The 12,528-nt window shown below is 38.5% G+C and carries 14 protein-coding genes; all 14 read right to left on the reverse strand.

The window, feature by feature from the left end; genetic code table 11:
* Positions 1-43 precede the first annotated feature (43 nt).
* Positions 44-817, reverse strand: a complete 774-nt coding sequence (locus tag BIV60_RS00905; protein ID WP_071353865.1) for a menaquinol-cytochrome c reductase cytochrome b/c subunit — start codon at positions 815-817, stop codon at positions 44-46.
* A 66-nt stretch (positions 818-883) separates the two neighbouring features.
* Entirely contained in the window at positions 884-1,558 is a 675-nt protein-coding gene (gene qcrB, locus BIV60_RS00910) for a menaquinol-cytochrome c reductase cytochrome b subunit (RefSeq protein WP_026573265.1), read from the reverse strand.
* A gap of 3 nt (positions 1,559-1,561) precedes the next feature.
* Positions 1,562-2,068 (reverse strand): QcrA and Rieske domain-containing protein, encoded by a 507-nt coding sequence (locus tag BIV60_RS00915; protein ID WP_071353866.1) that lies wholly within the window; start codon positions 2,066-2,068, stop codon positions 1,562-1,564.
* A 144-nt stretch (positions 2,069-2,212) separates the two neighbouring features.
* Positions 2,213-2,677, reverse strand: coding sequence for a YpiF family protein (locus BIV60_RS00920; RefSeq protein WP_071353867.1), 465 nt, complete (start codon positions 2,675-2,677; stop codon positions 2,213-2,215).
* A gap of 98 nt (positions 2,678-2,775) precedes the next feature.
* Positions 2,776-3,342 (reverse strand): ReoY family proteolytic degradation factor, encoded by a 567-nt coding sequence (locus tag BIV60_RS00925; RefSeq protein ID WP_071353868.1) that lies wholly within the window; start codon positions 3,340-3,342, stop codon positions 2,776-2,778.
* A 34-nt stretch (positions 3,343-3,376) separates the two neighbouring features.
* Positions 3,377-4,645 carry a tetratricopeptide repeat protein gene (locus BIV60_RS00930; protein ID WP_071353869.1) on the reverse strand — a complete coding sequence of 423 codons (1,269 nt, stop codon included), beginning with the start codon at positions 4,643-4,645 and terminating at the stop codon, positions 3,377-3,379.
* 31 nt (positions 4,646-4,676) lie between these two features.
* Positions 4,677-5,357, reverse strand: coding sequence for a hypothetical protein (locus BIV60_RS00935; RefSeq protein WP_256218260.1), 681 nt, complete (start codon positions 5,355-5,357; stop codon positions 4,677-4,679).
* A gap of 317 nt (positions 5,358-5,674) precedes the next feature.
* Positions 5,675-6,964 (reverse strand): 3-phosphoshikimate 1-carboxyvinyltransferase, encoded by a 1,290-nt coding sequence (aroA, locus tag BIV60_RS00940; RefSeq protein ID WP_071353871.1) that lies wholly within the window; start codon positions 6,962-6,964, stop codon positions 5,675-5,677.
* Positions 6,965-6,977: 13 nt separating this feature from the next.
* On the reverse strand, positions 6,978-8,081 hold the full coding sequence (locus BIV60_RS00945; protein WP_071353872.1) for a prephenate dehydrogenase: 1,104 nt from the start codon (positions 8,079-8,081) through the stop codon (positions 6,978-6,980).
* 12 nt (positions 8,082-8,093) lie between these two features.
* Positions 8,094-9,206, reverse strand: a complete 1,113-nt coding sequence (gene hisC, locus BIV60_RS00950; protein ID WP_071353873.1) for a histidinol-phosphate transaminase — start codon at positions 9,204-9,206, stop codon at positions 8,094-8,096.
* Positions 9,207-9,242: 36 nt separating this feature from the next.
* Positions 9,243-9,617 (reverse strand): chorismate mutase, encoded by a 375-nt coding sequence (gene aroH, locus BIV60_RS00955; RefSeq protein ID WP_071353874.1) that lies wholly within the window; start codon positions 9,615-9,617, stop codon positions 9,243-9,245.
* Between the two features lie 17 nt (positions 9,618-9,634).
* Positions 9,635-10,705, reverse strand: coding sequence for a 3-dehydroquinate synthase (gene aroB, locus BIV60_RS00960; RefSeq protein ID WP_071353875.1), 1,071 nt, complete (start codon positions 10,703-10,705; stop codon positions 9,635-9,637).
* Positions 10,705-11,877 (reverse strand): chorismate synthase, encoded by a 1,173-nt coding sequence (gene aroC, locus BIV60_RS00965; protein ID WP_071353906.1) that lies wholly within the window; start codon positions 11,875-11,877, stop codon positions 10,705-10,707. Before aroC ends, aroB begins: the two co-directional genes overlap by 1 nt.
* Before the next feature lie 168 nt (positions 11,878-12,045).
* Complete coding sequence (ndk, locus tag BIV60_RS00970) at positions 12,046-12,492, reverse strand: nucleoside-diphosphate kinase (protein ID WP_071353876.1); 447 nt, start codon at positions 12,490-12,492, stop codon at positions 12,046-12,048.
* Positions 12,493-12,528 lie beyond the last annotated feature (36 nt).

The following is a 12,528-nucleotide window of genomic DNA, read 5'->3' on the forward strand; positions in this document are numbered from 1 at the left end:
AATGAAAAAAGCTGACGAAACCGCCAGCTTTTTCTTTTTTCTATTATTTTGCACCTAAACCGGCAATAAATTCAGTAAGCTGTTTAAGCTGTTTATCATTACCTTTGAAGATACCTTTTGGCATAGCGCCTTTACCATTTTTTGCGATTTTCGCAATTTCATCAGGTTTTAATCCAGTGGCCGTAAGCGCTGGTGCACCCGCACCACCTTGAAGGTTTTCACCGTGGCAGTTAATACAACCTTGGCTTTTAAATACTTCATATCCCGGATTTGATTTATCAATTTCCGCTTTAGCCACGATTTTACCCTGACGTTCCGCTGCAGCCCAGTCATGAGTTGCAACCGATTGCCATGTTAAAAATACTGTTGCAGCTAATGCAAGCAACATAAAACCTGTTGCAAACGGACGTCTAAATGGACGACGCTCCGGACCATTATCCAAGAATGGTGCTAATAGTAATCCTCCGAAAGCAAGTCCTGGAATAACCAGGGCCCCAATCACTGTATATGGGCCTGAAGCATAGGAGTATTTCAGTAATTGATATAAGAAAAGGAAGTACCAGTCCGGTAATGGAATATAGCCTGTATCCGTCGGATCCGCAATTCTTTCAAGCGGAGCCGGATGTGCGATAGTTAAACTTAAAAAGCCGACAAGGAATACTGCACCAACCATCCATTCTTTTAATAGAAAGTTAGGCCAGAATGCTTCTGTTTTACCAGGATATTCAGAGTAATCCTTTGGCAGCATTTTTTTACGTGCCTCCGGTGCTACCACACGTGAGTCACCTACGAATTTCATACCTTTACCTTTATGCATCGAGCGATCCCCTCCTTTTTTCGCAAAAGTGAAAAAATAGTTACTAGTTCTCCATTAAATAGAGTATTAAAGCGGGCCTGAAATCCCTTGTCTACGAATCATAACAAAATGGGCTGCCATTAATCCAAATAATACTCCAGGTAGGAAGAACACGTGAATCGCAAAGAAACGGGTTAAGGTTTGTGCACCTACAATGTGTTCATGCCCCGCAAGCAATACTTTGATATAGGAGCCGATAAACGGTGTGGCCTCGGCAATTTGAAGACCAACTTTGGTAGCGAATAGCGCTTTCATATCCCATGGTAACAAGTATCCTGTAAAACCTAAACCAAGCATGACGAAGAAAATAAGTACTCCGACAATCCAGTTAAGTTCACGAGGTTTCTTATAAGCACCTTGGAAAAAGACACGTAACGTATGTAAGAACATCATTACAAGGACTAAACTAGCTCCCCAGTGATGCATTCCGCGTACGATTTGCCCGAATGCAACTTCATTTTGAAGGTAGTAAACGGATTCCCAAGCATTTTTAATATCCGGTACGTAATACATCGTTAAAAACATACCAGAAAGAATTTGAATTACGGTAACAAAAAACGTTAGACCGCCAAAGCAGTATACAAACGCAGAAAAATGATGCGCCGGGTTAACATGCTCGGGTACTTCGTGGTCTGCAATATCCCGCCACAAAGGCGCAATATCTAAACGTTCATCTACCCAATCGTAAATTTTGTTTAACAATTATTACACCCCCGTCCGTGGTTGAGCTTTACCTAAGAGAATATAACCGTCTTTTTCCTTTACAGGATAAAGATCAAGCGGTTGTGGCGGCGGTGTTCCAGGAATGTTTTTACCATTCTTTTCATAGCGGCCGAAATGGCAAGGACAAAAGAATTGGTTTGGATGTGCCTTATCCGTATTCCAGTTAACCGTACAGCCTAAATGTTTACAAATTGGTGAAAGAGCAACAATTTTCCCATTATCGTCCTTATAAATCCAGGCAGTATTGGTAACCTCGGACTCATACCATGCATCCTTTTCCTTGAAGGTAAAGTCTACACGAACAGGCTCGCTTGTTAAATCAGCCGCCTTTTGCTTCGTTGGTATGAAGTTACCGCCCGCATCTGCTTTTAATACAGGATCCACGGCAAAACGGACCATTGGCATTAGCATCCCCGCTGCCATGAAGCCACCTACACCGGTTAATGTGTAGCTTAAAAACTGGCGTCTTGTAACGCGATTCTTACTCATTCATATCCCCCCTCTATTTCTAAAATTTTAGTCCACACGGACATTTATTAAACACATATAAAACTAGGACATAATCATGATATATCAATCTTTAAGCAAGGTCAATATCATACTATTTTAAAAACATATTATTGCTGGAAAGAATTACTCGTTTTGATGCCATTTATGTGTAAATAGATTTATGAGCTGTTTAACCTGTGAATCGATGATTGATACCTTCTGAAGCTCGTCCATATTTTCGAGTGGAATCGATGGCAGCCAAATTAACGACCCGTCAAATTTTTCTTCTTTTGATTTCCAATCGATTTCAGAAGTAATGAAGAAAATATGTTTTAACTCGCTTTTTTTGATATTTTCCTCCCATTTTTTTAATTTATTCATAGTATCTTCAATTCTTTCATTTTTTAAGTATGTATATGGGGGAAATAATAAAATTCTTCCAGTAAATTGTCTTTCCAAATAACCTGTAAGCAATGTAATGAATTCTGCCATTGCTGCAGAGTCTTTCATTTCATCTCCAAAGGAGACAGAGTAAATTGGAATAATTGCCGTGTCGATATATTCTTTAGCTCCTAAAAAGGTTTCAATGTCTTTCGGAATCCATTTCATTTAATACACCAGCCTTTAGTTTCACTATTACTATCATATCATTTTCTACATTAACATCAACTAGAATCATCCATTATTATACAAAAAAAGAAGGCTTGCTATTGCAAGCCTCGCTTTTGCTCATTTTTAATCAGCTTATTTAATTTTTCGGTTAATTCTAGAAAGGCTGCTTGATCCTGATTATCTAACGCTTCATCAATTAATTGGAGCAGTTTCTCCCTTTGGAAGCGTTCAATACTCTTTTGCAGAAATTGTTCTGCAATCATCTCGTCTTTTTCATTTACCTGAAGGTGTTTCGGTACAAAAGGATTTTCTTCAAGAACAGCTGCATATTGATGTGCCTGATTCGATGCATGAAAGTTCAATTGAATAAATATTTCTTCATCACGATTTAAACGGATATCGTGAAAAGACTTTTCTGCATCTGTAGTCATCACATTTTCTTTATAAAAACGAAATGGTACTTTATCAACACAATGGGTAGACATAATCAGTCCTCTCGGGCAATACTGTGCTTGCTCGACGAAATGAACCTTTTCCATTAATTGATCGTGGCTCATTAAATAGTTGAGAATCCATACACATTCTCTTCTTTTCAGTTGATAATGGTTCAAAAACCAGCGAATAAAGTCCTTTTTCTCGTTGACAGAAACAGGGGTTGCCATATAAGTTTCCCTCCTCTGCGCTTCTCAGCTTTATTTAGTAATCTTCTGTACCTATGAGACGTTCAAGTAAATCAATATACTCTTCATTTGTTGGATCATTTTTTTGCAGCTGTTTAAAAATTTCGGCGGCGAGGACCGTTTTTCCTTCTTCAATTAAAAAATATCCGTAATCACGCAAGAAGTCTGAATTGTTTTTATAAAAAGTATATGCTGCCTCATATTTGTCTAATGCATATGAAAATTCCTCTAACCTATTATAACTAATAGCGGCATCCCATAAAAATTGGGGTTCTTCGTCTTCCTCATAATCCAGCTGGGAAATTAAATCAATAACCTCATGGTATCGATCTTGTTGAATAAACAGTTTATTTAACGTAAGAGCAGCTTCTATATATCCAGGGTCTAATGCGAGCGCTTCCCGAAATAGCTGTTCAGCCTCGTCCGATTTCCCCAGTTTAATCGCTACTTTTCCGCCATAAAAATAGAGTTCCTTGTTGAATTCATCTTGTTTTATTCCCTCTTGAATCGTGATTGAGCTATTTTCCAGTTCTTCTTCACGTTCATATGCTTGAGCAAGTGGTAAATATAAAGAGTGGTACTCGGGGTCGAGCACTTTTAATTCCTCAAATTTTTCAATGGCAATCCGGTTATAATCTGCTTGAAGGGCTGTGAATGCATAACCAAAAAGTGTGTTAATTTCCAGCTTTTCATCTAGTGCTTTATCAAAATAGGTTAGGGCTTCTTCAAATGCACCAGAGGAGCTTAACAATTCGGCCATCCGTTGATAAATATTGACGCCGGCAATAATACTGTGCTCCTTTAATACGATTTCATATGCGGCAATCGCCTTGATGATTTCACCTTGTTCGCTATAAAGCTCTCCAAGAGCAAAATCAATGATTACCTCTTCAGGTAAGATTTCCTTAGCTTTTAGTAGCTTTCTTTCACAAACTTCGTAAAGTCCTTGAACTTGGTATAAGTCAGCAAGCAATAATAACGATTGTCCATAATTTGGATCTTGTTCGGAAATTCTTTCAAGAACAAGTATCGCGCTCTCCTCTTCACCTGCTTCAACCTGGATCTCACCAAGAAGGACAAGAAGTTCACCCTCCTCAGGATAAATTTCTAAAAGATTTTCAACTAGAGCTTTTGCTTCTTCTAAAAATCCAAACTGGTACAATTCCTCTGCTAAAAGGAATTTTTCGTCAGACATGCCGCTGTTTAATACAACATTATATTCATTTAATGCTTCTTTATGTTGACCTTTTTCCAACATTTGAATAATTTTATTTATACGGTCCATTGTTTTATCCTCTCGTCCAAAAGGTTTCCGGTTAAATTGTAAAATAGGATGGAGTTTTTACTTTAACATATTCGCCATTCCCCGGTCTATAAAAAACATCCCCTCCGGAGCGAACAACCTTTCCTTTATGAATTGTAACAACAAGTCTATTACCATGATAATGAAATAAATTCACTTCATCAACATTCTTGATTTCTCTATCCTTTAAATAAAGATTATAGCTTACCTCAGCCCCATGCATTAAACTGGCTTTTTGCGGATAAAGACCTATTTTATTTAAGACACATGCCGAAAGTGGTTCATTTTCAGGCAATTCCTCTAAAAGACATGGGATTTTTTCTTTTACCATGATGATTTTCCATTTGCTCAAGATATCTTTGGATTCTTTTTTGTCTATTGAAGATATGATTGGGATTAGAGGGTTATTAAAAGGAAATATAGCATCTCTAATCCATCCCCAGGGAACTTTCTCCAAATCATCTGCTTTATTTATTTCTACAAAAATAGCCGGTATCCTTTCTCTTTTGCAAATTCGAATGAATGATTGTGTCACCAATTTTAGAGGTATTTTGACACCTATGATAAAATCAACGGGACTACCCATAAGGGAAGTCTTCATCTCCCGCATTTTATCAAGTATGTCTTTTTCGTAGGAAACATTTACGAAAGTTAGGATGGCCGTACACCCTTTTAATAAAAATTGTTCAGTCATATATTTTTTTATTTCTTGAAATGTTCCCTTATAAGGGATTTTGTTGTTTAGAAGAACAAAAGCAGGGGTCATAATGTAGGATTCTGCATTCATTTTCATCCACTTGTATTGCTTAACCTCTGTTTGTATTGAGGCAATCCTATTTTCCTTAATTAGCAGTGAACGTCTTAGTAATTGATTATCTTTAAGAATATTGGCATTTTCGATTATATAGGCCACAAAATCCCCCCTTAACTTGTCTATAAAACAAGCTATGATGGAATTTGCAAAATATTCCTTCCTGATTTTCAGAAAAAAAAGCTGCGTAAATGCAGCTTTTACTTAATCAATGAATGTAGATGGTCAAAAAAGTTAGGATATGATACAGAGATGCATTCAGGATTTTCAAGAATCACTTCTTTTTTACATAGCAGTGAAGCAATCGCGAGCATCATTCCAATTCGATGGTCACCATGACTGGACACCGTTCCCCCAATTAGGTCTGATTTACCTTGAATAATCATTCCATCATCAGTGGCTTTAATGTTTGCGCCTAATTTGGTTAATTCATTTACGACGGTGTCAATTCGGTTTGTTTCCTTTACTTTTAGTTCTTCCGCATCCCTAATGATTGTGGTACCTTCCGCCTGGGTAGCCAATAGGGCGATAATAGGGATTTCATCAATTAATCTTGGAATAATCTCTCCTTGTACAACGGTACCCTTCAATTTAGAGGTTTTAATGACGATATCCCCAACTGGTTCAAAAGAGTTTTCATCCTGATCTTGAATTTGTATATCGGCACCCATTGCCTGCATAACCTCAATAATTCCCGTTCTGGTAGGGTTTAAACCAACATTTTTCAAGGTGATTTCACTTCCTTCGACAATGGCGCTTGCGACAAGGAAGAAGGCTGCAGATGATATATCACCCGGTACATGAATGGTTGCGCCTTTTAGCTGTTGACCACCTTTTACTTTAATAGTCAGATTGTCTTTCTCGATTTCACCGCCAAATTTACGGATCATTCTTTCGGTATGATCCCTTGTTTCTGCTGGTTCAATGAGGGTTGTTTCTCCTTCAGCCTGTAGTCCTGCTAAAATAAGCGCTGATTTTACTTGTGCGCTTGCAACAGGCAGTTCATAGGTAAAAGAAGTAAGTTTGCCGCCGCGAATAGATAATGGCGTGTATGCACCGTTCTCGCGTCCGTCTATTTGTGCTCTCATTTGTTTCAAAGGATTCGTTACTCTTGTCATCGGTCTTTTGCCAATTGATGTATCACCAATTAGCGTATTAAAAAAAGATCTGCCGGCAAGAATCCCCATTAATAAGCGAATTGTCGTTCCAGAATTTCCGACATCCAGTACTTCATTGGGCTCGGTTAAACCTTCAAAGCCTTTTCCAATAATCTGAAGTTGATTACCTTCTACAGTAATATTTACGCCAAGCTTTCTAAAGCAGGAAATTGTACTTAAACAGTCTTCGCCAAGTAAAAAATTGCTTACCCTTGTTTCTCCATAGGCGATTGACCCAAACATAACGGATCGGTGAGAGATGGATTTATCCCCCGGTATATCAAGTTGTCCGGTTAAGTCCCTAACGTTCGTTTTTAGTTGTAAATCTTTCATTTAAATCACCTTTTTACCCTATTGATGTTTCATAACTAGAATAATTAGCAATACATTGCTCTGCTCTTTCTCGATCTTCTTCTGTTTGAAAGCTAATAACAAGAATCCCGTATATTTCTTCTCTAGTTTCAATAATTCGAATATTGGTAATACTGATATTTTCCTTGGCAAGATAGCCTGTAACCTCTGATATAACCCCAGGATAGTCAGGAACGTCCACATATAAATCATAAAATGCCGGAATTGCTCCCTTTTCTCTGACAGGCAGGCGGTCGCGGAATTGTTTCGCTTGTTGAAAGTATTGAAAGATGGCATGACTATTTTCTTCTTCCAGTAATACTTTAACCCCATTCATTTCCTCTTGCCATTGATCAAGCAGACCAATTAAAATCTCTCGATTATTCAATAAAATATCTTTCCACATTTCCGGACTGCTTGAAGCAATCCTTGTCGTATCTCGAAATCCGCCGGCAGCAAGACGGGGTATCAATTTCTCTTCTGTCGTCAACTTTTCCGTTTGGCGAACAAGCGAAGCAGCAATAATATGTGGAAAATGACTAACGACTCCAGTAAGAAAATCATGATTTTCAGCAGAAATCGTTAAAAATTTGGCCTTTGTTCCTTTAAGCCAAAATTTTAGTTCTTCCAACCTCGCATTTTCAAAATGCCCTTCGGGGGTAAATAAATAAAATGCATTTTCAAATAAAATTTCTTTTGCTGCAGTAACACCGCTTTTATGGGAACCGGCCATCGGATGGCCGCCAATAAAAGTAAATCCTTTTTCTTTTAATTTGCAGGCACTCTCAACAATTTTTCTTTTTGTACTTCCTGTATCTGTCACAATTACTTCCGGAATTAATGGCAACTCAGACAAAAGTTCAATTATTGCCTTCGTTTCGTTAACAGGTGCAGAAATAATAATTAAATCAGCCGAAAGAGCACCCTCTTGGATACTTTCGGCCGCAGTATCAATTACTCCCAGCATTTTTGCCAGACGCACTTGTTCAATATTGATATCAAATCCGATAATTGTGGCATCTTTATGTTCTTTTCTTATACACAATGCCAGGGAACCACCAATTAACCCTAACCCAATGACAAAAACACGGCCTTTCAAAAGATATACCTCCTACTTTACCTGATGCTGTTCCACACGGCTTTCGCTAAGGAACTCACTAAGCACTTTTAGCAAGCCTTCATTTTGTTCAAATGAACCTACCGTAATTCTAACAGAAGTTGGGAATCCAAGTGCCTTTCCTGAACGAACAATATACCCGCGTTCTAACAAAAATTGAAAGATTTTGTCTCCATCCTCATTAAAATCAATCAAAATAAAGTTTGTTTGGGATGGATAATAGGTAAGTTGATTTTGCTCACAAAATTGATAATACTGTTCAAGACCCTGCCTATTTACTCGTTGACATTCCTGAATAAACTCAGAATCCGCGAGTGCTGCAGAGGCTGCCAACTGACCGAATGAATTAACATTAAATGGCTCTCTGGCTGGTTCAAGAGCAGTAATAATTTTAGGGGTGGCGACTCCATAACCAATTCTTAACGATGCAAGGCCATAAATTTTCGAAAATGTTCTTAAGACAATTAAATTTAGATATTTTCTGGTTAACGCAATGGAATCATAATAATCATCAGCCACAACATATTCAAAATAAGCCTCATCAAGGACAACCAAAACCTCAGGAGGTACTTTTTCCAGGAAGGAAACTAATTTATTTTCAGGAATATATGTACCTGTCGGGTTGTTTGGACTGCATACCCAAACAACGTTTGTTTTTTCATCAATCGCCGCAAGCATTCCATCTAAGTCATGCTCACCATTGATTAAAGGAACTTCCTTTATGATTGCCCCTTCTATTTCTGCATTGTGTTTATACTGTGAAAACGTATGTGTTGCCATTACTGTGCTGGCATCAGGATGAAGCAACGCCCTTGAAATCATTTGAATAAGGTTATCAGACCCATTTCCAAAGATTATTTCATCTTGTTCAACCTGTAAAAATGAAGCCAAGTTTTCCCTTAGATTGGTTGCATAACCATCGGGATAAACGGCCAGACCAATATCATTTGATTGCAGTGTTGAAAGCACCTTTTTTGAACATCCAAATGGGTTCTCATTTGATGCCAGCTTAACAATTTGCGCAAGATTATATTGTCTTTTTACGGATTCAATTGATTTCCCCGGTTGGTACGGAGTTAAGCGTAATAATTGTTCTTTCCATCTCATTTTTCTCCACCCCATCGTAAGAAAATTGATAACTCATTAAAGCTCTTTAATATTACCTAAATCTGGCCGTAAAACTTTTGCATCTCTTAAATAGATATGATTGATTTCTTCCTGCAATTTTTCCGTATTCACATGCATCATAATTCTAACACAATTTTTTAATGAATTTTGGACAGGAACTTCCCGCATACACATAACGGGTACATAAGTCCAACTGGCAAACTTCCGTAGTGCCTTGGCCGGAAATGTCGCATCCAAATCCTCCGTAGTAGAAATAAAAACAGATGCAACAGAAGTTGGGTGAATCTGATTGCTATCGATGATTTCCTTTATGAGCTCTTCAGTCGCAGAAATTATCTCATCTTCTGTATTTCCGCTAACTGTAATCGCTCCCCTCACCCCTCTAATCATGAAAAGTTCCCCCTTGTTTAAAAATTATTAAGTTCTTTTAATAATAAATCTTCAGGAATTTCCTCTAGACATGGTTTGCCAATTTGTTCAAGTAATACAAATCGAATTGTTTCACCAATCGTTTTTTTATCTTGTTTCATTTTTTGAATTAGTTGTTCATTTACTAATCCATCCGGGATTTTAGTGGCATAGCCGAGTCTTTGCACCCATTCAATAAATTCATTCAAATTAAATGAAAGTCCTTTTAGTTTCATACCTAATTCAAGAGCAAAAACCATCCCAATCATAACAGCTTCACCATGAGTAAAATTACCATAGCCCATTTCTGATTCAATTGCATGTCCAAGAGTGTGACCGAAATTCAAATACGCACGTACTCCCGTTTCTTTCTCATCTCTTGAAACAAATTCGTTTTTTATGGCTATTCCTTTTGTTAATGAATAGGTCAATTGTTCCGTTGTTAAAGTCGCAAGATTATTTATATTGGTTCTCAGCCAACCATAGAAATCAAAATCGTGAATTAGGGCGTGTTTTATCACCTCTGCAAATCCGGAGCGAATTTCCTGGCCGGATAATGTAGAGAGTAATTCAAGATCATAAAAAACCGCTTCAGGCTGATGAAAAGCACCAATCATATTTTTTCCCAATGGATGGTTAATCGCTACCTTTCCGCCTACCGCACTATCATGAGCTAAAATGGTAGTCGGAATTTGAATAAAAGGGATCCCCCTCATAAAAGAAGCGGCAACAAATCCGGATAAATCTCCTACCGCCCCGCCGCCAAGTGCGAGGACTACCGATTTTCGATCTATTCGATTTTCCAATGCTGTCCCTAATGCCGAATAAAAAACTTCAAATGTTTTAGCCTTCTCGCCACTTGGGGCGGTAAAGATAACAGGTTCCAAAGGCTTAAGGCAGTCCAGTAATTTTTCAAGATGAAGATTACCAACTGTCTCATCAGTAATAATTAAAATCTTTGTAAGATTGTTAAAATGCTTGTCTAAAAAAGAGCGAATTTCCTTGCGAATCCCTTCCCCTACAAATACTTCATAGTTTTTTGACGCAGTCTGTATCGGAATGATTTGCATTAGAATTCCCTCGCATATTCCCGCTGTCTTCTAATTTCCTCAGCAAACGTATCGAAGCGGTCGCTATAGAATTGGTCAACAAGTGCAGCCGCAAGTTCCCATGCGACTGCATTTTCTGCTACCACTGCCGCAGCGGGTACAGCGCAGCTATCGGATCGTTCAACACTTGCAGAAAACGGCTCCTTTGAATCAATGTCAACACTCATTAACGGCTTATAAAGTGTTGGGATTGGTTTCATAACCCCGCGGACTACGATTGGCATTCCTGTCGTCATACCACCCTCAAAGCCACCAAGACGATTGGTTTTTCTGTAATAGCCGTTTTCTTTATCCCAGGCAATCTCATCATGAACTTCACTTCCAGGCTTCCTTGCTGCTTCAAAACCTATCCCGATTTCTACCCCTTTAAAGGCATTAATACCGACAATAGCCGCTGCTAATTTTGAGTCTAATTTCCGATCATAATGCACATAGCTTCCAACACCTGCCGGCATACCTGTCGCAATAACCTCTACAACTCCACCGATGGAATCACCATTTTTCTTAGCATCGTCAATCGCAGCCATCATTTTCTGTGCTGCATCAGGGTCTGCACATCGAACAGGGGATTGTTCAGTCAATTCCTTAAGGGACTCATACGATAATGAAGGGTCAATTTCTGCTTTAATTCCGGCAATTTCAACGACATGTGAAATAAGTTCAATTCCCAACAATGATAATAGTTTCTTTGCCGCAGCACCGGCTGCCACTCTTACGGTTGTTTCACGTGCTGACGATCGTTCCAGAACATTTCTCATGTCACGATGACCATATTTAATCGCCCCGTTTAAATCAGCATGTCCAGGACGTGGCCGGGTAATTTTTCTTTTTATTTCATCCTCTTCCCCTTCAAGAAGCGGTTCTGCACCCATGATTTTTGTCCAATGTTTCCAGTCATTATTTTTTACCACTAAAGCAACCGGTGAACCAAGCGTATACCCATGGCGGATACCCGATGCTATTTCAACTGTATCTTTTTCGATTTGCATTCTTCTCCCACGGCCATACCCTTTTTGCCTTCTGGCTAACTCCTGGTTTATATCATCAGCTAACAATGGCATCCCCGCAGGAAGACCTTCGATGATGGTAGTTAATTGAGGTCCATGGGATTCTCCTGCTGTTAAATATCTCATTCCCATTTGTTCTTTCTCCCTTCAACTCATTAAAGAATTATCTATCAATATAACATATCCTGGCCAATAAACATAGTAAAACTATTCCGAAAATAGGGAAAAACATTGTAATCGCATACAAAAAGACACCTGTATAAAATGTATACAGATGCCTTTAATAAAGCTATTTTAATAAATCCATTCATTTACAGGTTTGGAGTATTCAACCAATTCATTTTCTTTAAAGAAAATGCCGATTTCGCGCTCTGCACTTGCAGGTGAATCAGAACCGTGAATGATATTTTTACCGACTGTAACACCAAAGTCTCCGCGAATCGTTCCAGGTGCTGCATCTTTAGGATTTGTTGACCCCATCATTTGACGAGCAGTGGCAATCACATTTTCACCTTGCCAAACCATTGCAAATACTGGGCCAGAAGTAATGAAATCCACTAATTCTCCAAAGAAAGGACGCTCTTTGTGCTCACCATAATGTTCTTCAGCAACTTCTCTAGGAATGCTCATTAATTTTGCTCCAACAAGTTGGAACCCTTTCTTTTCAAAACGACCTACGATTTCACCGATCAGGCTGCGTTGTACCCCATCAGGTTTTACCATTAAATATGTTCTTTCCATAATTCCACTCCTAAATCGATATGTATATATAATTGC

The sequence above is a fragment of the Bacillus sp. MUM 116 genome (assembly GCF_001866655.1).
Taxonomy (GTDB): Bacteria; Bacillota; Bacilli; order Bacillales; family Cytobacillaceae; genus Neobacillus.